General features: G+C 63.9%; 20 protein-coding genes and 1 pseudogene. 12 read left to right on the top strand and 9 right to left on the bottom strand.

Annotated features, from left to right (window positions below; all coding sequences use genetic code 11):
• Positions 1-89: 89 nt before the first annotated feature.
• Together WT26_RS01340 and WT26_RS01335 are read left to right on the top strand one after the other, a co-directional pair.
• Positions 90-668 (top strand): TetR/AcrR family transcriptional regulator, encoded by a 579-nt coding sequence (locus WT26_RS01340; protein ID WP_069269529.1) that lies wholly within the window; start codon positions 90-92, stop codon positions 666-668.
• A gap of 95 nt (positions 669-763) precedes the next feature.
• Positions 764-1,639 (top strand): SDR family NAD(P)-dependent oxidoreductase, encoded by an 876-nt coding sequence (locus WT26_RS01335; RefSeq protein WP_059624342.1) that lies wholly within the window; start codon positions 764-766, stop codon positions 1,637-1,639.
• A 36-nt stretch (positions 1,640-1,675) separates the two neighbouring features.
• On the opposite strand, the gene WT26_RS01330 is transcribed toward WT26_RS01335, so the two are convergent.
• Positions 1,676-2,215 (bottom strand): DUF6622 family protein, encoded by a 540-nt coding sequence (locus WT26_RS01330; RefSeq protein ID WP_060077992.1) that lies wholly within the window; start codon positions 2,213-2,215, stop codon positions 1,676-1,678.
• Positions 2,216-2,411: 196 nt separating this feature from the next.
• On the opposite strand from WT26_RS01330, the gene WT26_RS01325 reads away from it, so the two are divergent.
• The 3 genes from WT26_RS01325 to WT26_RS01315 all read left to right on the top strand — a co-directional run bounded on the left by WT26_RS01325 (position 2,412) and on the right by WT26_RS01315 (position 4,952).
• Positions 2,412-2,960, top strand: coding sequence for a hypothetical protein (locus WT26_RS01325; protein ID WP_069269528.1), 549 nt, complete (start codon positions 2,412-2,414; stop codon positions 2,958-2,960).
• A 176-nt stretch (positions 2,961-3,136) separates the two neighbouring features.
• Positions 3,137-4,219, top strand: a complete 1,083-nt coding sequence (locus WT26_RS01320) for a sensor histidine kinase (protein ID WP_231130443.1) — start codon at positions 3,137-3,139, stop codon at positions 4,217-4,219.
• A 1-nt stretch (position 4,220) separates the two neighbouring features.
• Positions 4,221-4,952, top strand: a complete 732-nt coding sequence (locus tag WT26_RS01315) for a LytR/AlgR family response regulator transcription factor (protein ID WP_069272002.1) — start codon at positions 4,221-4,223, stop codon at positions 4,950-4,952.
• A gap of 24 nt (positions 4,953-4,976) precedes the next feature.
• On the opposite strand, the gene WT26_RS01310 is transcribed toward WT26_RS01315, so the two are convergent.
• Complete coding sequence (locus WT26_RS01310) at positions 4,977-5,885, bottom strand: LysR family transcriptional regulator (protein WP_069269526.1); 909 nt, start codon at positions 5,883-5,885, stop codon at positions 4,977-4,979.
• Between the two features lie 121 nt (positions 5,886-6,006).
• Between WT26_RS01310 and WT26_RS01305 the strand changes: the two genes are divergently transcribed.
• Positions 6,007-6,750 carry an SDR family oxidoreductase gene (locus WT26_RS01305; RefSeq protein WP_059624369.1) on the top strand — a complete coding sequence of 248 codons (744 nt, stop codon included), beginning with the start codon at positions 6,007-6,009 and terminating at the stop codon, positions 6,748-6,750.
• 42 nt (positions 6,751-6,792) lie between these two features.
• Here WT26_RS01305 and WT26_RS01300 read toward each other — a convergent pair.
• The 3 genes and pseudogenes from WT26_RS01300 to WT26_RS01290 form a co-directional block, all read right to left on the bottom strand.
• A pseudogene (locus WT26_RS01300) lies at positions 6,793-7,176 on the bottom strand (helix-turn-helix domain-containing protein); the annotation flags it as partial.
• Between the two features lie 68 nt (positions 7,177-7,244).
• Complete coding sequence (locus WT26_RS01295; RefSeq protein WP_069272001.1) at positions 7,245-8,447, bottom strand: sugar transporter; 1,203 nt, start codon at positions 8,445-8,447, stop codon at positions 7,245-7,247.
• Positions 8,448-8,492: 45 nt separating this feature from the next.
• A complete protein-coding gene (locus WT26_RS01290) occupies positions 8,493-9,428 on the bottom strand; it encodes a LysR substrate-binding domain-containing protein (protein ID WP_060118894.1) in 936 nt (311 codons plus the stop codon).
• A gap of 184 nt (positions 9,429-9,612) precedes the next feature.
• Between WT26_RS01290 and WT26_RS01285 the strand changes: the two genes are divergently transcribed.
• The 4 genes from WT26_RS01285 to WT26_RS35065 all read left to right on the top strand — a co-directional run bounded on the left by WT26_RS01285 (position 9,613) and on the right by WT26_RS35065 (position 13,408).
• The gene (locus WT26_RS01285; protein WP_230461554.1) at positions 9,613-10,995 is read left to right on the top strand and encodes a 2-hydroxycarboxylate transporter family protein; all 1,383 of its coding nucleotides are present in this window, start codon (positions 9,613-9,615) and stop codon (positions 10,993-10,995) included.
• Positions 10,996-11,026: 31 nt separating this feature from the next.
• The gene (locus WT26_RS01280; protein ID WP_069269523.1) at positions 11,027-12,205 is read left to right on the top strand and encodes a CaiB/BaiF CoA transferase family protein; all 1,179 of its coding nucleotides are present in this window, start codon (positions 11,027-11,029) and stop codon (positions 12,203-12,205) included.
• A gap of 21 nt (positions 12,206-12,226) precedes the next feature.
• Positions 12,227-13,033 carry an HpcH/HpaI aldolase/citrate lyase family protein gene (locus WT26_RS01275; RefSeq protein ID WP_069269522.1) on the top strand — a complete coding sequence of 269 codons (807 nt, stop codon included), beginning with the start codon at positions 12,227-12,229 and terminating at the stop codon, positions 13,031-13,033.
• A 69-nt stretch (positions 13,034-13,102) separates the two neighbouring features.
• Positions 13,103-13,408, top strand: coding sequence for an H-NS histone family protein (locus tag WT26_RS35065; protein WP_080411471.1), 306 nt, complete (start codon positions 13,103-13,105; stop codon positions 13,406-13,408).
• A gap of 46 nt (positions 13,409-13,454) precedes the next feature.
• On the opposite strand, the gene WT26_RS37005 is transcribed toward WT26_RS35065, so the two are convergent.
• The 4 genes from WT26_RS37005 to WT26_RS01255 form a co-directional block, all read right to left on the bottom strand.
• Positions 13,455-13,796 carry a hypothetical protein gene (locus tag WT26_RS37005; protein ID WP_155123026.1) on the bottom strand — a complete coding sequence of 114 codons (342 nt, stop codon included), beginning with the start codon at positions 13,794-13,796 and terminating at the stop codon, positions 13,455-13,457.
• A 442-nt stretch (positions 13,797-14,238) separates the two neighbouring features.
• A complete protein-coding gene (locus WT26_RS01265) occupies positions 14,239-15,273 on the bottom strand; it encodes an extracellular solute-binding protein (protein WP_059804421.1) in 1,035 nt (344 codons plus the stop codon).
• Positions 15,270-16,073, bottom strand: a complete 804-nt coding sequence (locus WT26_RS01260) for an ABC transporter permease (protein ID WP_069269520.1) — start codon at positions 16,071-16,073, stop codon at positions 15,270-15,272. Before WT26_RS01260 ends, WT26_RS01265 begins: the two co-directional genes overlap by 4 nt.
• Entirely contained in the window at positions 16,066-16,959 is an 894-nt protein-coding gene (locus tag WT26_RS01255; protein ID WP_069269519.1) for an ABC transporter permease, read from the bottom strand. The genes WT26_RS01260 and WT26_RS01255 overlap by 8 nt, the downstream gene beginning before the upstream one ends.
• Before the next feature lie 289 nt (positions 16,960-17,248).
• Between WT26_RS01255 and WT26_RS01250 the strand changes: the two genes are divergently transcribed.
• Both WT26_RS01250 and WT26_RS37000 read left to right on the top strand, forming a co-directional pair.
• A complete protein-coding gene (locus WT26_RS01250) occupies positions 17,249-18,322 on the top strand; it encodes an AraC family transcriptional regulator (RefSeq protein WP_196222125.1) in 1,074 nt (357 codons plus the stop codon).
• Between the two features lie 125 nt (positions 18,323-18,447).
• Positions 18,448-18,699, top strand: a complete 252-nt coding sequence (locus tag WT26_RS37000; RefSeq protein ID WP_155123024.1) for a hypothetical protein — start codon at positions 18,448-18,450, stop codon at positions 18,697-18,699.
• Positions 18,700-18,718 lie beyond the last annotated feature (19 nt).

The following is an 18,718-nucleotide window of genomic DNA, read 5'->3' as shown; positions in this document are numbered from 1 at the left end:
GCTGGTAAGAAGCATTCAACTGTCCCGCTATGCAAAATCCGGCAGACTCGGCTATGATTGAGCAATCACTCATTTAAGGCGGCAAAATCTTGGCACGACCCCGCAGTCTCGACAAGCACGAAGCGATTCTCGCCGCGGCGGCCGGCGCGCTCGCCGAACACGGCGCGGCCGCGACCACCGCGCGCATTGCGCGGCTCGCGGGCGTGGCCGAGGGGACGGTGTTCACGTATTTCGACACCAAGGATGCGCTGCTGAACGCGCTGTATCTGCATCTGAAGGCCGACCTGCGGCGCGCGATGATGACGGACTTCCCGGAGGACGGCCCCGCCGAGCCGGCGATGCGCCACGCGTGGAACGGCTACGTGTCGTGGGGCGTCGCGAATCCGGACGGGCGGCGCGCGCTGCGGCAGCTCGAGGTCAGCGGACGCATCGACGACGCGCATCGCGACGCGGGCGCGGAAGGATTCGGTCCGATCCGGGCGGTGCTGCGCGAGCGGATCGCCGCATCGGGCACATTGCGGCCCGACGAGGCACTCGCGTTCTGCGGCGCGTTGTTCACGTCGATCGCGGAAACGACGATGGAATCGGTCGCGCGCGATCCGGCGCGGGCCGATGCCTACCGCGAAGCCGGCTTTCGGGCGCTGTGGGCGGTGTTGCACACGCTGTGAACGTGCGCTGCGTCGGACGAATCATCGACGCATCGTCTTTATTGATGAGTGAGTAATCATTCATTTTGTGTAATGTCATTCTCGAGGAGTGGAACATGTCGAAAGTGTGGTTGGTAACAGGGGCCGCACGCGGCCTGGGGCGGTCGATTTCGGAGGCGGTGCTCGCGGCGGGCGACCGGCTCGTGGCCGGTGCGCGCGATCCCGCGCGGCTCGCGGATCTGGCCGGGCGTTACGGCGACCGGCTGCTGCCGGTCGCGCTCGACGTCACCGATGCAGCGGCGGCGACCCGTGCCGTGGCTGCCGCGCGCGACGCATTCGGGCGCATCGACGTGCTGGTCAACAACGCGGGCTACGGCCATACGGCGCCGTTCGAGCAGATGAGCGCCGACGATTTCCGCGCGCAGATCGAGACGAACCTGTTCGGCGTGGTGAACGTGACGCGCGCGGTGCTGCCGACGATGCGCGCGCAGCGCGCCGGCCATATCTTCCAGGTGTCGTCGGTGGGCGGGCGGACGTCGACGCCCGGCCTGTCCGCGTATCAGGCGGCGAAATGGGCGGTCGGCGGATTCAGCGACGTGCTGGCGAAGGAGGTCGCGCCGTTCGGCGTGCGCGTGTGCACGCTCGAGCCGGGCGGGATGCGCACCGACTGGGCCGCCGAGGCGAAGCGCGGCGTCGACGGCATGCTGCCGGACTACCAGCCGTCGGTCGGGCGCATGCTCGACTTGCTCGGCGCGTATGGCGGCCACGAGGTCGGCGATCCGGCGCGGATCGCCGCGCTGATCGTCGAGCTGTCGCGTCGCGACGACGTGCCGATGCGGCTGTTGCTGGGCGGCGATGCGGTGTTCGTCTGCGAGCAGGCCGAAGCGCAGCGCGCGGACGAGGCGGCGCGCTGGCGGGATACGTCGCTGTCGACGCAGTTTCCGGATGCGAAGCTGCCGGACGGCTTGCAGGCGTTGAAGGGACTCGAGTGACGGGGGGCGGACGGCCTCGGCAAACCGGCCGCGGCTTCAGGCGTCGCGCGTGAAGGTTCCGTCCTGATTGCGCGCGCCGTTCGCGTATCGCATCGCGCGCACGACGACGTTGAGCGCGCGGCCGAGCGGCATGCCGACGAGCAGGCCCCAGACGGCGAACGCGGCGAGCGCGAAACCGGTCGTCGCTGCCCAAGGCTGTTCGGACGCGACAGCGTAGTGCAGGTACGTTTCGGCCGCGAACGTGAGCATCAACGTCGCGACCAGGCTCGCGTCGCCCGGCAGGCGCACGAGCAAGCCCGCCGGGCGATCCGCGAATTCGAGCCGCCAGCGGCGCGCGTGCAGCCAGCCGAACGCGGCGCCGACGGAAAGGGCGGCGAGTGCGACGGTGCCGGCGCCGGAGCCCGCTCCCGGAAACAGGGCCCTGAGGCTCGTGACGCCCAGCATCGCGAACGCGACGGGAAACAGCAGCGTTCTCGCAGGGGATGCTTCGCGCGGGAAGCAGCGCTTCACGCCGAGATACACTAGCGCGCAGAACAAGAGATAGACGTAGCTCGGCACTGAAAGGAACGGTTGCATGGTCGGCGCCAGGGATGGGTGGTGACGTACGCACGATATCGACCCGAGGGCGCGCCTGCCGCGCTTTGCGACGAAGCGCGGGTTCGGCGCGATGAACGGCAGCCGCATCCGACGAACGTGCGGGCGCCTCTTGCGAACCGGGTGCGCTGTCAGGGGCCGTTCAGCTCTGGAAACAAGACGAATTTATCCGCACGTAATGAAGAAATTGCTGTTTGCTGCGCTCATGGTTGCGCAGGCGATGGGGCTGCCCCACGCAAATGCCGCTGATGAGGAAGAGGGCTTTGGAACATACGAAACCGCGGATTGGCAGACCAGGTTCGTGGCGTGCAAGAAAGCCATTTTTGAGCGGAACTGGTACGTCTACGACCGTGACCTTCTGCGCAAAGGCGGCTTGAGCACACCGCAGGCGGAGACTGCATTCGAGGCCTTGGCTGAAGCCAACATGCGTGAGACTTTCTTCCACGCGATGGCTCGGAGTGTGGACCCCGATGCGTACGCCATCAAGTTGAAACAGGTGGAGGACGCCGACTACGCCATGTTCGAAAGAGATGAGGCCGCCGCCGTGCGCGAGTTCAAGCGCCTTGCGGACTACTGCCTCTTTAGGGTGTACCCGGCGCTGATTGCCTACGGTTCCAGTTTCGCGGAACTGGACAAGGCGGTTCGTGCCACTCCGATTCCGGAGGATTTGAAAAAGGCCGCCAAGGCCGAGTTTATCGAGAAGGCAACCAAGGCCGCGGCCAAATAGGCAGTTTGCGGACACGGCGTGCCGAACGGGGGGATCGCAACCGGAATCTCGCCGCCTGTCGGCCCGTCGTGCATTTGGTCGCGTCTGCGTGCCGTTCGTCCCATGCGTCGCCGGCCATGCACGTTCGACGTTAAGGTTACGTATCGCATTCGATTGCATTCAGCCCGTCCGACACCATGCACAGCCGGCTCCATTCGATCTTCCCCGGGCGGCCGCCCGAGCCGGCCGCGCCGGCGCCGTTGCGCGGGCTGCCGGCGCTCGTCGCCCTCGTGCTGTTCAATTGCGCGGTCGGCCTTGGGTTCTGGGCGAGCCGGCGCGATGAAGGCGTGCTCCCGTACCTCGTGGTCGCGAACGGCATCGGCCTGTGCGCGCCGCTGTTCGGCATCGCCCTGGGCAAGCTGTCGCGCGGCCGGCTCGCGACGCTGCCGAAACTGCTGATCGTCGTGCCGGCAAGCGTCTTCGCCGGGTTCGAAATCGCCGCGTCGACGGTCGGCCACGTGCCGCATCTGGTCGGGCACGCGAGCGTTCGGACCTGGCTTGCGTACGCGTCGTCATTCGCCGTCACGGCCGCAGCCTACGCGATTCTTTCCCTGTTCATGCAGACGGCGCGCATGCGTGCGACGCTCGAGACCGAGCGCCGCGAAGCCGCCGAAGCGCGCCAGGCCGAGACCGCCGCGCGCCTGGCGCTGCTGCAGGCGCAGATCGAGCCGCACTTCCTGTTCAATACGCTCGCGAACGTGCAGAGCCTGATCGAGCGCGACCCGGCCCGCGCATCGACGATGCTCGACAGCCTGAACCGCTACCTGCGTGCGAGCCTGCGGCGCACGCGCGATGCGACGTCGATGCTCGGCGACGAAATCGAGCTCGTCGACGCGCTGCTGAAAGTCGCGTCGGTCCGGCTCGGCGAACGGCTCGCGTATGTGATCGACGTGCCGATGCCGCTGCGCGGGCTGGCGTTCTCGCCGCTGCTGCTGCAACCGCTCGTCGAGAATGCGCTGCTGCACGGGATCGAGCCGTCGCTCGACGGCGGCGAGATCCGCATCGTGGGCAAGCGCAGCGGCGACGGGCTCGAACTGAGCGTGATCGACACCGGCGTCGGTCTCGGCCACGGCGGCCCGACGCTGCACAGCGGCGTCGGGCTGGCGAACGTCGCCGCGCGCGTCAAGGGTCTCTACGGGGAACGCGGCCGCATGGCGGTCGGCGGCACGCCCGGCGCCACGCGGGGCGTCACCGCCACCCTGCTGATTCCGATCGACTGACATGCCGACCGCCCTCATCGCCGACGACGAACCGAACCTGTCCGACGCGCTTGCCGCGCGTCTCGGCCGACTCTGGCCCGAGCTCGACATCGTTGCGATGCCGCGCAACGGCGTCGATGCGCTCGCCGCGCTCAACGCGCATCGTCCCGACATCGCGTTTCTCGACATCAGGATGCCGGGCATTGACGGCCTGAAGCTGGCGAGCATCGTGCCGGACGTGCACGTCGTGTTCGTGACCGCGCATGACGAATACGCGGTCGATGCGTTCGATCGCGCTGCGGTCGACTACCTGTTGAAGCCGGTGACGGACGAGCGGCTGCTGCGCTGTATCGCCCGGTTGCAGCGCGGCGAGCCCGCGCGAAGCTTCGCGTCGGCATCCGCCGACAGGTCGGCCTTGACGGAGCCGGCTCCGATCCGCTGGCTGACCGTGGGCGTGAAGGATGCGACACGGCTCGTATCGGTCGACGACGTGCTGTATTTCCAGGCGCTCGACAAGTACACGGAAATCGTGACGCAAACGGATCGGCACGTGATCCGCACGCCGCTCAAGGAATTGCGCGCGCGCATCGATCCGGATCACTTCGCGCAAGTGCATCGCGGCGTGATCGTTGCGTATGCAGCGATCGATCGCGTCGAGCGCGACCTGCTGGGCCGCCTGCGCATTCATCTGCACGGCCGCGGCGATGTGCTGCCGGTCAGTCGCGCGTATGCGGGGCGCTTCCGGCATATGTAGGCGTTCGTGCGGCTTGGGCACGCATCAGATGCGCCGGACCTGATAAGGCACCTGCCGAAATACCTCCTCCAGCCACTGCACGAAAATCCGCACGCGAGGCGACTGTTGCCGGCTGTGCAGATAGAGCACCGACACGGGCATCGGCGGCGGCGGACACGCGGGCAGCACGACCTTCAGCCGCCCGTGCGCCAGCTCGCCGGCAATCCGGTAGCGCGGCACCTGGATCAGCCCGGCGCCCGCGAGCGCGGAACCCGTGTACAGGTCCGCGCCCGTCACGGAAATTGTCGAGCGCATCCGGACCTCGACCACGGCGCCGTCGACCGTGAATTCGAGCGGCACCGGCTTGCCGGTCGCGCTCGACACGTAATCGACCGCGAAATGCGCGTCGAGGTCCGCGAGCGTCGCCGGCTCGCCGAACCGTTCGAGATAGGCCGGACTGGCGACCGTGACCTGCTCCATTGCGGCGATCTGCCGCCCGATCAGCGACGAATCGCGCAGCACGCCCGCGCGCAGCACGCAGTCGACGCCTTCTCGCACGAGGTCGACCAGCCTGTCGTCCTCGCCGATATGCAGCCGCAAGTCCGGATAGCGCGACAGGAACGCGGGCAGCGCCGGCACCACGAAGTGCCGCGCCAGCGTGCCCTGCAGGTTCGCGACCAGCAGCCCCTTGGGCATCGCGTCGCGAAACGCGCCCTCCGCTTCGTCGATGTCCGCGAGCAGGCGCACGCAGCGGTGGTAGTAGGCCTCGCCGTCGTGCGTGAGACGCACCTGGCGCGTGGTGCGCTCGAGCAGGCGCGTGCCCAGCCGCAGCTCGAGCCGCTTGATCAGGTTGGTGATCGTCGCGCGCGGGATGTCGAGGTCGTCGGCGGCCCGCGAAAAGCTGTTGCGCTCGGCGGTTCGCACGAAAGCCTGCATTTCCTGAAATCGATCCATGAGATGCTCGTCGGCCTATCGTTGAAGCAAATGGAATAGCGATGGCGAAACTGTGCTAATTATCTCAGTTCCGATGCCGGTCATCATGTCGCTCACGTTCCCACCCAAACAGGAGATTCCGATGAGCGCAGCACACCACGCCGGCGTCGCGATCGTGACCGGCGCATCCCGCGGCATCGGCGCGACCATCGCGCGCCGCCTCGCACGCGACGGCTTTGCCGTCGCGATCAACTACGCGTCCGGCGCCGCCGACGCGGATGCGCTGGCCACCGAGCTCGCGCGGGAAGGCGGCCGGGCCGTCGCCGTGCGCGGCGACGTATCGAAGGCCGACGACGTGCGCCGCCTGTACGACACGGTCGAGCAGCAGCTCGGCAAGGTCGACGTGCTCGTCAACAACGCGGGCATCCTCAAGACCGCGCCGCTCGCGGAAACCAGCGACGAACTGTTCGAGCGGATGTTTGCGATCAACGTCGGCGGCGTGTTCAACATGCTGCGCGAAGCCGCCGCACACATGAACGACGGCGGCCGGATCGTCAACCTGTCGAGCACGACGCTCGCGCTGAATCTGCCGGGTTACGCGATCTACAACGGGACGAAGGCGGCGGTCGAAGCATTTACGCGCGTGTTCGCGAAGGAGCTGCGCGGCCGCCGCATCACGGTGAACTGCGTCGCGCCGGGGCCGGTCGCGACCGAGCTGTTCCTGAACGGCAAGACCGACGAACAGATTGCGCAGTTCGCGAAGATGCCGCCGCTCGAACGGCTCGGCCAGCCCGACGACATCGCCGGCGCCGTCGCGTTCCTCGCGGGGCCGGACGGCGCATGGATCAACGCGCAGGTATTGCGCGCGAACGGCGGCGTCGCCTGAGCGGACGTCGCGGCCACCCGTACGCGCATCGAGTAGTGGCGCTCATCGCCGCCGGAAGTACTCGCTCGGTGGCACGCCGAGCGCCTTGCGGAACATCGCCGCGAACGCGCTCGGGCTGTCGTAGCCGTGCTCGAGCGCGAGTTCGAGGATCGGCATGCCGGCCGCGAGGCGCGGCAGGCTCAGCAGCAATCGCGCATGGCGGCACCATGCGCCGTGCGTCATGCCCGTCTCGCGCTTGAACGTGCGGGCGAGCGTGCGCTCGTTCATGTGCGCGTCGCGCGCCCACGACTGCAGCGTGACGGCCAACGACGGGTCGTTGATCAGCTGCGTGCACAGCGCGGCGAGTGCCGGATGGCGCGGCATCGGCACATGCAGCGACAGCAGCGGCGCGATTTCGATCTCGTCGAGGATCAGCGAGGGCAGGCGCGGGACGGGCGGGATTCGATGTGCCGCTGCCGCAGGTCGACCGCTTACGGCAGCGCGCATCCGTTCCGCTACGCGAGCGATGCGGGATTCGGCGCCGCTCTCCTCGCATGCACGCGCAACGCCAGCCAGCATACGCCGACGCCGAGCCCGCCGACGATGCCGCCGAACGTGCCGATCCACGCGAGTCCGAAGTCGCGCGCGATGTGGTTGCCCAGCAGCGCCCCTGCACCGATCCCGACGTTGTAGAGCGCGGAAAAGATCGAGACGGCGAGATCGGTCGCGTCCGGCGCCAGTTTCAGCACCCATGCCTGCATTGCAAGGCCGAAGCAGATGATCGCGCCGCCCCAGACCACGGTGTGAACCGATAGCGTGACGACGCTGAGCGCGCTGGGGAACAGGATCAGCAGGCAGGACGCGATGACGACGATCGACGCCAGCAGGAATTGCGCCGGCCGGTGCGGATAGAGGCGGTTGAAGCAGATCGCGGCCGGTATGCCGGCGATGCCGAACAGGATCAGCAGGGTCGTGATGCCGCTTTCGCTCGCATGGCCGACGTGCTGGAGGAACGGTTCGATGTACGTGTACGAAGTGAAGTGCGCGGACACGACGAGAATCGTGAGCAGGTAGAGCAGGATCAGCGTCGGGTTGCGCAGCAGGGAGGGCAGGCTGGCGAGCGAGCCCGTCCGCTGGCTCGGCAGCGCGGGCAGCGTCGTGCGCAGCAGCAGCAACGCGACGCCCGCCGCGCCGGCGATGATCAGGAACGTGACCCGCCAGCCGAACGTCTCGCCCACCACGCGCCCGAGCGGAATGCCGGCCACCATCGCGATCGATGTTCCCGTGGCAAGCAGGCCGAGCGCGCGGCTCTTTTTCTGCGGCGGCGCCAGCCTCACCGCCAGCGAGATGGAGATCGACCAGAAGATCGCATGCGCGCACGCGATGCCCAGCCGGCCGACCATCAGCACCGCGAAATTCCACGCGACGCCGGTCACGACGTGACTGGCGATGAACAGCACGAGCACCCCGGCCAGCAGCTTGCGACGTTCGATCGTGCGGGTCACCAGCGTCAGCGGCAGGGACGTCACGGCCACCGCCCACGCGTAGATCGTCAGCATCAGGCCGACGTCGGTCGCCGGCATGTGCAGGCTGTCGCCGATCGCGCTGAGCAGCGCGACGGGCACGAATTCGGTGGTATTGAAGATGAAGGCGGAGAGCGTGAGTGCCCATACGCCCCACCACGAATGTTCGGAGGAGACCGGTTCGGACGTCGACATGCTGGGTTCCGGCAAGGATCGGGAACCGCCGATTATCGCGTATGACTATTGCAATGCAGAACGCAACGTAATGCCGGGCCATTTCCCGGATTCGTGCAACTCGAACACGAGCTCGGCAATGCACCTACGCACCGCCAGCGCTGCGGGACTGACCGGCAGGGTATTCGACCAGCACAAGCTGACCGGCCGACGGATCTCCGGATCGACGATTCGCCTGGCTGGCGGCCGGTTTCCCGCGTCTCGCGTCGACAGAACGGACGACGGCAGGATTGCATACGCGTCGCCCGTATGCGCGATTTCGAGCTCTGCCGGCAATGAATCGATGTCGGCTGCAATGTTCAATTCGACTCCGGCCTGCGCAAACGCCCGTTCGATCAACAATCGCAGCCCGTTCGGCGAGCTCGGCGCAACGATCGGGAGATTCGCCAGTTGCGACAATGGGCACGAGCCATCGTCTTCTCCCGGCAGGCCGTGTCCGATCACATAAAGGCTCTCGTCGAAGAGGGGGGAAACCGACATGCCGGCGGTCTCGGACTCCCGAAACAGCACGGCGAGATCCAGGCGCCCGTTCAGCAGCAGCTCGCTGATGTATCCGCTCAGGCTCTCGAACATCTGGAACCGAATGCCCGGGTAGCGCTGCCGCAGGCGCTTGAAGAGCGGAACACCCAGGATCGTGGCAATCGTCGTCGGGAACCCGACAGAAACACTCCCGGACTCGGCATTCCCGCCTTCCTTGACGTCACGGCGGATGTGCTCGATCTGCCGCAGTACGTTCCGCGCATGACGATACAGGGTCATGCCGCCGTCGGTCGGCGTGACCCCTTGCGCGCTCCGTTGCACGAGTTGCGTCCCGAGCTCCTCTTCGAGGGCACGGAGCTGCTGACTTAAGGACGGCTGAGCGACCGCGAGAATATATGCTGCCCTGGACAAGCTGCCGCTATCCACGATAGCGACGAAATTGCGCAATTGTTTGAGGTCCATGAAGGCGATGCCGAATCCGATTTTCTATTTACAAAAAGTGAATAAATCGAGCCATTGACTACGCTCGTCTATTTTTGTGGAGGGATATTGGTTTTTTCTATACCCCTATCCAATAACAGTATTTCCGCTCCATCGCTCATTCGGAATATTATGCGCTCTTAAAAAAATTGGCCTGGGAATAATAATGAATGAAACCACGAAAGTCCGAGGAGTCTATGTTCAGCAAGCCGCAAGCCGGGATCGCGAAATCGGGCGTGTTTCGCGCCTGAGCGGGATTGGCGAAGCGTGGCGCAAGCTGATGAACGTGCGAATTGGAGTCATTCCTCTACCCGTTCACATCGTGCTTGCGTTCTCCATATTCGCTTTCGCGGCAATGGGCAAGCTATCGGCCGAACTCGCGCCGATGATTGCCTGTCTCGCGGTTTGCGGCTTTACCTGTTTCGAGCTCGGCAACCGCATTCCGGTATTCCGCAGCATCGGCGGGCCGGTCATTCTGTCGACCATCCTGCCGTCGTACCTGGTGTTCTCGAAGGTGCTGCCGCTCGCGCTGCTGAAGCCGATATCCGAGTTCTGGAAATCCGCCAACATCCTCTATCTGTTCATCGCCTGCATCATCGTCGGAAGCATCTTGAGCATGGACCGCAAGGTGTTGATCGGCGGATTCCTGCGGATCTTCGCACCGCTCGCGGCGGGGTCGATCGTGGCGATCATGGTGGGTGGAGCGGTAGGGACGCTGCTCGGCATGGATCCGTTTCATACGGTCTTCTTCGTCGTGATTCCGGTGATGGCCGGCGGCGTCGGCGAGGGCGTCATTCCGCTGACGCTCGGTTACGCCGCTCTGCTGAATCGTCCGGCCGGCGAATTGCTTGCCCAGGCCCTGCCGGCCGTGATGCTCGGCAACATCTGCGCGATCGTCTTTTCGGGCCTGCTCGACACGCTCGGCAAGCGATATCCCGCTCTGACGGGAAACGGGCAATTGATGCGCGCCGGAGACGACGCGCTGACCGGCGGCAACGTCGGCCAAGACGACACGCGAGTCGATATCGCGGACATCGCCGCGGCCGGCCTGATTGCGGTGTGCCTGTATTTCCTCGGGATGCTCTCGCAAAGCGCATTCGGTTTGCCGGGGCCGGTCGCGATGTTGACGCTCGCGGTCGCCGCCAAGATCGGATACGTGTTCTCTCCGTCTCTCGAGCGAGGCGCAGGATTCGTCTACCGGTTTTTTGCGAAGGCCGTCACGTATCCGCTCCTCTTTGCCGTCGGGGTAGTCATCACGCCGTGGCAAAAGATCGTCGACGCCTTCAACGTTCCCACGATCCTTACCATCGTCGCAACCGTCGCCTCATTGATGGGTGTGGGCTTCTTCGTCGGACATCGCATGAAGATGTTCCCGATAGACGTCGCGATCGTCACGGGGACGCATAGTGGAATGGGCGGCACAGGAGACGTCGCGATACTTGGCGCGGCGAATCGGATGCGTTTGATGCCGTTCGCCCAGATCGCAACCCGCATCGGCGGCGCGATCACGATCACGATCAGCCTTCTCGTGCTCGCCCGGATCGTCTGATACAACGCAGCAATCCCGGGAGAGTACCGAAATGCATCCGCTTGAAGGGGTTACCGTGATAGCGCTCGAGCACGCGATCGCGGCGCCATTCTGCTCGCGTCAGCTCGCGGATCTCGGCGCACGCGTGATCAAGATCGAGCGACCGAATGCAGGTGATTTCGCTCGTGCGTACGACGAGCGCGTATCGGGCATGTCTTCGAGCTTTGTCTGGGCGAACCGCTCCAAGGAGAGCCTGACGCTCGATCTGAAACAACCCGTCGCGCACGAAGTGCTGATGCGTCTCCTCGCCGGCGCCGACGTGTTTATCCAGAATCTTGCCCCTGGGGCCGCCGATCGCCTTGGTCTCGACTACGAAACCCTGAGCGCGAGCTTTCCCGATCTCATCGTCTGCGGGATCTCGGGCTATGGTCCGGACGGGCCCTATCGCGACAAGAAGGCCTACGATCTGCTGATCCAGAGCGAAGCGGGTCTCCTGTCGATCACAGGCACGCCGGATTCGCCTGCAAAGGCGGGATGTTCGATCGCCGACATTGCGACTGGAATGTATGCGTACACGAACATCCTCTCTGCGCTGTTCAACCGTCAAAGGACCGGGCGCGGGTGCCGTATCGACGTTTCGATGCTCGAATCGATGGTCGAGTGGATGGGTTTCCCGATGTATTACGCCATCGACGGCCAGCCCCCGCCTTCGCGATCAGGCGCATCCCACGCGACGATTTTCCCGTACGGGCCGTTCGCCACCGGAGATGGGAAGACGGTCATCCTCGGTTTGCAGCATGAACGGGAATGGAAGGCGTTCTGCAGCGATGTGCTCGATCTTCCGCTGCTCGCCGATGACCGTCGGTTCGCATCGAACTCGCAACGTATCGAGCATCGCGCGGAGCTGGCCGCCCTCATCACGGAAACCTTTTCGTCCCTGACCGCGGAAGAATTGACCAATCGGCTGGACGCGGCCGGCATTGCAAATGCACATCTGAACGACATGCAGGAAGTGTGGACGCATCCGCAGCTTGCGGCCCGGAATCGCTGGGCAAGTGTCTCGACTGAAAAAGGGCTCGTCCCGGTTCTCCTGCCGCCTGGCGCGGATGCGTCCAGCCCGCCTGCGCTGCGTGCCGTTCCATCGCTCGGTGAGCACACCGATGCAATCTTGGGAGAGCTTGGCTTCACCGGCAGCCAGATTCGGCAAATGCGCGCAACGAGCGCAATCTGACAGACAGAGGGAGAGAGATACATGCGGTCCCGTTCCTGGCTATTTGTTCCGGGGAATCGCCCCGATCGTTTCGCGAAGGCGGTGCAGTCCGGCGCCGACGTTGTCGTGATTGATCTGGAAGACGCCGTTCCATCGGATGAAAAGGCGGTTGCACGAGCGGAGATTCAACAGTGGCTATCGCCAGCGGCTCGTGCCGTCCATGTTCGAATCAACGCCGACGAAACCCCGTGGTTCGACGAGGATGTCGCTGCGTTCGCGTCCGATGAACGCGTCTGCGGCCTCGTCATTCCAAAGGTGGAGTGTGCCGATGCCATCCGCCGCGCAGTCGGGAATGCGCACCCGGCATTGAGGGTCGTGCCGATCATCGAAACCGGCCGCGCCTTCGCGTCGTTGAACGAGATCGCGCGCGCGCCGCACGTCGACCGACTCATGTTCGGAACCATCGACTTTCAACTCGATGTCGGAATCGAAGGCGACGGCGACGAACTGCTGTACTTCCGATCAAAGCTGGTGCTCGTCTCCAGAATTGCCGGCATCGCGCCACCCATCGACGGTGTCGTCACGTCGATCAACGATGCCGGTGTGCTGGAGCGCGACGCTAGACGGGCCCGCAGCCTGGGCTTTCGAGGAAAGGCGTGCATTCACCCGGCGCAGATCCGGGCCGTGCATGCGGGGTTTGCCTATTCCGAGGCGGAAATGGAATGGGCGCATCGAGTCGTAGGGGCGGCTCGGGCAAGTGGCGGAGAAGCGATCGTGGTGGATGGAAAGATGGTCGACAAACCGATCGTTCTCAAAGCCATCGAAATCGCGGCGGCATCCAGCCAATGACGCACCGCCGAAATCGCAATGGCCGAATGGCGGCGAATTGAAAGAGTTTATTAATTCAGGGGAAGTGATATGTCTGCCTATCTGGATCTGAAAACCAGGATACGAACGCTTCAAGCCCAGGCTGAAATTGCGCGCAAGAAGGAAGTGCAGGGTGCCGTAAATGAAATTCAGAAAATAATTGCCGAGTTCGATCTGAGACCCGAAGATCTGTTTGCTGATATTCAACGCAGGTCACGCCGGGTCAAGCGTCGCGCTCCGGCCACGGCAAAATATCGTGACCCTGTATCCGGCGCCGTCTGGAGCGGACGCGGACGGGCGCCTCGCTGGATCGCCGGCCGCGATCGTGAGTTGTTTTTGATCGAGACGTCGTCATAGAGGAATACAGATTTTGTGCGATCGAGCAGTCTGACCGTCAGAGGATTCACACGCACCGCTCCGTGACAATTTCCGACGTCAGTTCCAAATATGGATTGGCGTCGCTCATAGCCGCTTCGACCGCCAATGCAGGCGCTTGGAAGGCAGTGGCTGCGGCGGCCTTGTGCTCGTGTCGTCGGCGCAACGGCTTGCGGGGCATTGCGCGCTCGACGCGCGCGCAGGGGCCTTCCTCGGCGCCGTCGATTTCGCGCCGCCGCCAACCGCGCCGTTCCTGCGCCGGCGGCGGCCATCGGGTGGTGTTCGGCTCGTCGGTGTCCAGATCGCGTTCATACAGTTCAGCATTGTCGTCACTCCCCGTGTGATTGGCGAAGCCTCGTGCGTTGCGCACGACGCGGCGATCGCCGATGCGGACGCCGCCCCGCGTCGATCGGCATGGAATAAAAGGTGCCGTGAGCGCATCTCGCCGGAGTAGCGCCCGCGGCGAAGCCACCGGCCAATAGAGAGAGCCAAACGGGAATTTGGCGGTGGTGTGAAGCGTGGAAAGAGAAAGCGGCCCTCGACGGGAGCGTGGTTGTCGAAGGCCGTAAGCCCGTCTGGCTTATCCGAGGCACGCGGCTGGATCTGATCGCGTGTCCAGACGGGACTCCGGGGGAGTCCGGGATGGGCGAGGCGTCGCGCGAAGAAAATGCCTGATGCATCATACGTTTCTTTGTCGAATCAATTTGCCGATTCGCTATGGAGAGCGAATCAATGCGAATCTGGCAAGGCTCGTTGAACCTCGATCGAGCGATGGTCCGCCGACCGGCCGGTCGGCGGACATGGAAACAGCCTCAGCCTTTCAGCTTGACCCACACCTTGTCGCGCAGCGCCATCGCGGCCGGTGAGCAGATCTTCATCGGCTTCAGGCGCTTTTGAAACTCGGGCGGCGGGTTGATCGTCGGGTCCTTCTGCAATTCGGGCGTCAGGAACTGCGTCGAGCCGACGATCGCATCGTGATAGCGATTGAAGTTCGATGCCTCGGCAATGTTGCGCGGCTCCATCATCCAGTTGATGAAGCGATACGCGTTGTCGCGATTCTTCGCCGCGCTCGGGATGACGAAATTGTCGACGTATTGATGCACCCCTTCCCGCGGATACATGAAGACGATGGTCGGCAGCACCTTGTGATACTTGGCCGCGTCGGCGCTCCAGTCGTGATTCATGATGACTTGCCTGGACTGGAAGCGCTCGACCACGCCGTCGTTCGCGTAGGCGAGCAGCGACGGCTTCTGCTTCTCGAGCACCGCGAGCACACGCTTCGCGTCTTGCGGGTTCTCCGAGCATTCGTCCTGCCCGAGGTACCACGAGGCCGCCATGTACAACTCCTCCTGGACGTTCAGCGCGACGATCTTGCCCTTCAGGTATTCCGGCGGCTCGAAGAAGGTCTTCCACGTGTCGGGCAGCACCCCGTTCGGGACGCGCGACGTGTCGTAGACGAGGCCGGTCGTGATCACCTGGTACGGCATCCCGTAATCGCGATTCGCGTCGCCGGCAGGATGGGCGTACTCGGGCCGGATGTTTTTGGCGTTCGGCAGTTTGGTCTTGTCGAGCTTGTCGATCAGGTTCTGCTTGCCCAGCATCGATACGTAAAGGTCCGAAACGATCACGACGTCGTAGTCGCTGCCGCCGGCCTTCATCTTCGTCGCCACCGCGGCATCGCTGTCATACGCGGTGAGCGTGACGTCGATCCCGGTTTCCTTCTTGAACTTCTTGAGCAGCTCCACCGGGTAATAGCCCGGCCAATTGCCGAAACGCAGCACTTGCTCGGCTTGCGCGGATTGCATCATGGCCATGCCGGCCAGGACGACGGTTGCTACGATCTTCATGCTCGCTCCAGGATTGACAGTTGTTTTTCGCTGTTGGCCGCCCGCGAAAGCCAGACCGACAGCAGCGCGGCGCCGAACGAAAAGAACAGCACGATCGTCGCAAGCGCATTCACGTTGGGTTTGACGCCCCGCGTAATGAGGCCGTAGATGTACATCGGCAGTGTCGTCGTCGCCGTCCCCGACAAGAAGTACGTCGTCACGAAATCGTCGATCGACACGACGAACGCGAGTGCGAAGCCTGCCGCGACCCCGGTGCGGATCAGCGGCCAGACGATCTGCCGAAACACGCGCCAGCGATTGGCGCCAAGGTCGGCCGCGGCCTCGAGATACGACGGGTCGATCCTCGACAGCGAGCCGCGAATCGGCAGATACGCGAACGGGAGACAGAAGACCGTGTGACCGAACACGATCGTCCAGAAGTTGAGCTTGACCGCCACGATCGAAAACAGGATGAGCGTGCCGAGCGCGAGCACGATCTCGGGCACGAGCAGCGGCGACGCGACCAGGATTCCCGTGAAGTGCGCGGTTCGCCGCGTGTTGTTCCATAGATGGAGTGCGGTGGGAATGGCGATCAGTGACGACATCGTCGCCGCGAGGGCGGCGATCGCAAAGGACGTGCGGGCGGCCGCGAAAGCGGCGGCGTCGTGCAGCACGGTCACGTATCCGCTCAGCCCGAATCCTTGCCATACGGTCGCCGATCCGCCGTTGTTGAAGCTCAGCGCGACCAGCGCGACGATGGGCGCGTACAGGAACAGGAAGAAGACCCAGGCGAGCGGGCGCAGTCCCGGGAACTCAAGCATAGTGCGCACGCCGGCCTCCCGTCCTTGCATTCATGAGCACGCGTTTCGCCAGCACGCAGAGCAGCACCAGCGCGTACATCGCCATCGCCAGGGACGCGCCGAGCGGCCAGTTGTGTGCATCGCCGAACTGGAGATTGATCAGGTTGCCCAGCATCATCGACTTCGCGCCGCCCAGCATGTCCGGAATCAGGAACGCGCCGAGTGACGGCACCAGCACCAGCATGCACCCGGACACGATGCCGTGCCGCGCCGAAGGCGCAATGATCCGCGTGACCACCGTCCAGGGTGTCGCACCGAGATCGAATGCGGCGTCGACGATGTTCCAGTTCATGTGTTCGAGGCTCGTGAAGATCGGGAGCACCATGAACGGGATGAATGCGTAGACCAGTCCGATTACCGTGGCGATGTCGGTATACAGGATCGTGGGAACGTGGGTGCCGAACAGGCCGCCGAGCACCGTCGAGATGACGCCGCCGCTCCTCAGAAGCAGGATCCACGCATACAGGCGGACGATCAGGCTGGTCCAGAACGGCACGGTGACGAAGATGAGCAGCCACGTCCGGCGACGGGCGGGTTGCATCGCGATATAGAGCGCGGCGGGGAAGCCGAGCGCGAGGCACCCGATGGTCGCTGCGATCGACAGCGCGAAAGTCCGAACGGCGATTGCCGCGAGCCCCGTGTTGAGCGTCCAGTTGCCGTCGAAATCCTGCTCGAACAGAATCCGCCAATAAGCATCGGCGCTGAAGCTTCCCCAACGCACGCCACCCCATTCTTCCGGCGCGGAAATCGACGCGAATGCGATGACGGCCATCGGGAACACGACACCAGCCACGAGCAGCAGCAGCGCAGGCGCGGCCAGCGACTGCCCGAGCCAAGCGGAATTCACCCGGAACCGGGGCAGGAATGCAAAATCGGTCGCGCTCGGTCGAGGTTCCGTCGCCCCGGACACATGGTTTCTCATAACACGTTCGGCCCGCTTTATTATGCTTCGCAACAGGGTTCGTTCGCTTCGCCCCGGTGGTTTTGTATTCAGATCATGTCGATCGTACTTTTGCGGTTTTGTCCCGGATAGTCAATAGGCACTTGGCGACATTCTTAGGCATTTCACGACAAACCGAGCATATACTCTCGTGAAATCCGGCACCCGATACCGATGCATTCGGATGGAGCACGCGATGAACGGCTCGATGGATTCAACACTTGACCCTGTCGATGAAATTCAAACTCCGGTTTCGCTTCACACCGTCTCGATCGTCGTCGATCTGCTTGGCGAGGCCGGCATCGCTGCGGAGGCGGTATTGCGAGGCGCCGATATCTCCGTTCAGCAGCTCGAGAACGACGAAGTGTCGATCACGTATGCGCAGGAGCTCGCCGTGCTGGAGAACGCCAGGCGCCTGTCGCGGGACCCCGCGCTTGGCTTGAAGATCGGGCAGGCGATCCACGTTTCGATCGGCGGGGTGCGCGGCTACGCGATGCAATGTGCGCCGACCTTTGGCGAGGCATGGCAATTCGCATGCGACCATCCGCTTACCGGCGAGTCGTATTTCAGAATGAGAGTGGAAGAGCATGGGGATCTGGCGTCGATCGTCGTGGACGGATATCGCTTCAACGAAAACCTGCGGCGGTTGAATACGGAAATCTGCGTGGCCGCGATTCGGACCGAGTCGGAAGACATGCTCGGTTATCCGGCGCCATTTACGAAAATTGAATTTTCTCTGCCAAAATCAAAAGTCCCGAAACGAACGTTCAAGAAAATATTCGGCTGCCCGGTCGAATTCAATGCGCCGCATACCCGGATCATTTTTCCAGCCTGGTTGCTGATGTCGAAGCTCCGGTTCTCGAATCGGGCGGTCTTCCGGCAATTGTTGCCGCGCTGCAATCAGCTGGAATGGCAGCTGGCCAATCACGCGAAGCAGTCGATCACGGCGCGGGTGACCCAGCTCCTCTATCAGTCGTGGGCCCGATACCGAAGCCTGAATGCGGTTGCCGACGCGCTCGGCATGAATGCGCGCACGCTGCAGCGCCGGCTCGAGATCGAAGGCGCGAACTTCAATGCGCTGGTGAAGAGCGTGATGATCGATCTCGCGAAGAACTTCCTGCAGAACCCGGCGATCGCCTTGTTCGACGTCGCCGAAAAGCTGGGCTATTTCGACGTCGCCACGTTCAGCCGGGCGTTTGCCCGCATTTCAGGTGAGAAACCCGGCGCCTACCGGAAGATGCTGTTGTCGGGGCAACGAGAGGGGTTGTAGCAGGGGGGCGGCTGCCTGGTCCGCCAGCCTTCAATCCCGGCATTGACTGGTCGGATGGCTTTCGCAAATTCCGGAACATCGCGCGCAGCAAAGCTGCTTGAAATTTCGGGTTCGAATTCATAGCATTGTCGAAAGCCATGCTCGCCAGCGCCACAAGCAGAACAGCACCGATCAAGGACAGGAAAAACGGGCCGCAGCCGCCGCGCATGTCCACATTCCGGGGAATCATGAACGCGCGCTCCACTGCGCAACGGCAGCCTGATGCCGCTGTCCCGATCTCCCTGCAAGCGGCGCATGCGAACACGCGCCGGACATTGATCCGCGTTTTCCCTGATGCAGAAACGGCGGCGCAGGCCGATGTTGCAGGCAAGGCGTGAGAATTCAATACGAGGGCCA

It is taken from the genome of Burkholderia cepacia, assembly GCF_001718835.1.
GTDB lineage: Bacteria > Pseudomonadota > Gammaproteobacteria > Burkholderiales > Burkholderiaceae > Burkholderia > Burkholderia cepacia_F.
This window is presented reverse-complemented; position numbering and strand designations above follow the sequence as displayed.

What these genes read in the sequence shown, in the direction of transcription:
- WT26_RS01305 (WP_059624369.1), top strand. Translation starts at nt 6,007, where the DNA reads ATGAGCGCAGCACACCACGCCGGCGTCGCGATCGTGACCGGCGCATCC.
- WT26_RS01290 (WP_060118894.1), bottom strand. Translation starts at nt 9,428, where the DNA reads ATGGACCTCAAACAATTGCGCAATTTCGTCGCTATCGTGGATAGCGGC.
- WT26_RS01320 (WP_231130443.1), top strand. Translation starts at nt 3,137, where the DNA reads ATGCACAGCCGGCTCCATTCGATCTTCCCCGGGCGGCCGCCCGAGCCG.
- WT26_RS01315 (WP_069272002.1), top strand. Translation starts at nt 4,221, where the DNA reads ATGCCGACCGCCCTCATCGCCGACGACGAACCGAACCTGTCCGACGCG.
- WT26_RS01260 (WP_069269520.1), bottom strand. Translation starts at nt 16,073, where the DNA reads ATGCTTGAGTTCCCGGGACTGCGCCCGCTCGCCTGGGTCTTCTTCCTG.
- WT26_RS01295 (WP_069272001.1), bottom strand. Translation starts at nt 8,447, where the DNA reads ATGTCGACGTCCGAACCGGTCTCCTCCGAACATTCGTGGTGGGGCGTA.
- WT26_RS01280 (WP_069269523.1), top strand. Translation starts at nt 11,027, where the DNA reads ATGCATCCGCTTGAAGGGGTTACCGTGATAGCGCTCGAGCACGCGATC.
- WT26_RS01250 (WP_196222125.1), top strand. Translation starts at nt 17,249, where the DNA reads ATGAACGGCTCGATGGATTCAACACTTGACCCTGTCGATGAAATTCAA.
- WT26_RS01330 (WP_060077992.1), bottom strand. Translation starts at nt 2,215, where the DNA reads ATGCAACCGTTCCTTTCAGTGCCGAGCTACGTCTATCTCTTGTTCTGC.
- WT26_RS01325 (WP_069269528.1), top strand. Translation starts at nt 2,412, where the DNA reads ATGAAGAAATTGCTGTTTGCTGCGCTCATGGTTGCGCAGGCGATGGGG.
- WT26_RS01335 (WP_059624342.1), top strand. Translation starts at nt 764, where the DNA reads ATGTCGAAAGTGTGGTTGGTAACAGGGGCCGCACGCGGCCTGGGGCGG.
- WT26_RS01265 (WP_059804421.1), bottom strand. Translation starts at nt 15,273, where the DNA reads ATGAAGATCGTAGCAACCGTCGTCCTGGCCGGCATGGCCATGATGCAA.
- WT26_RS01275 (WP_069269522.1), top strand. Translation starts at nt 12,227, where the DNA reads ATGCGGTCCCGTTCCTGGCTATTTGTTCCGGGGAATCGCCCCGATCGT.
- WT26_RS35065 (WP_080411471.1), top strand. Translation starts at nt 13,103, where the DNA reads ATGTCTGCCTATCTGGATCTGAAAACCAGGATACGAACGCTTCAAGCC.
- WT26_RS01285 (WP_230461554.1), top strand. Translation starts at nt 9,613, where the DNA reads ATGAATGAAACCACGAAAGTCCGAGGAGTCTATGTTCAGCAAGCCGCA.
- WT26_RS01310 (WP_069269526.1), bottom strand. Translation starts at nt 5,885, where the DNA reads ATGGATCGATTTCAGGAAATGCAGGCTTTCGTGCGAACCGCCGAGCGC.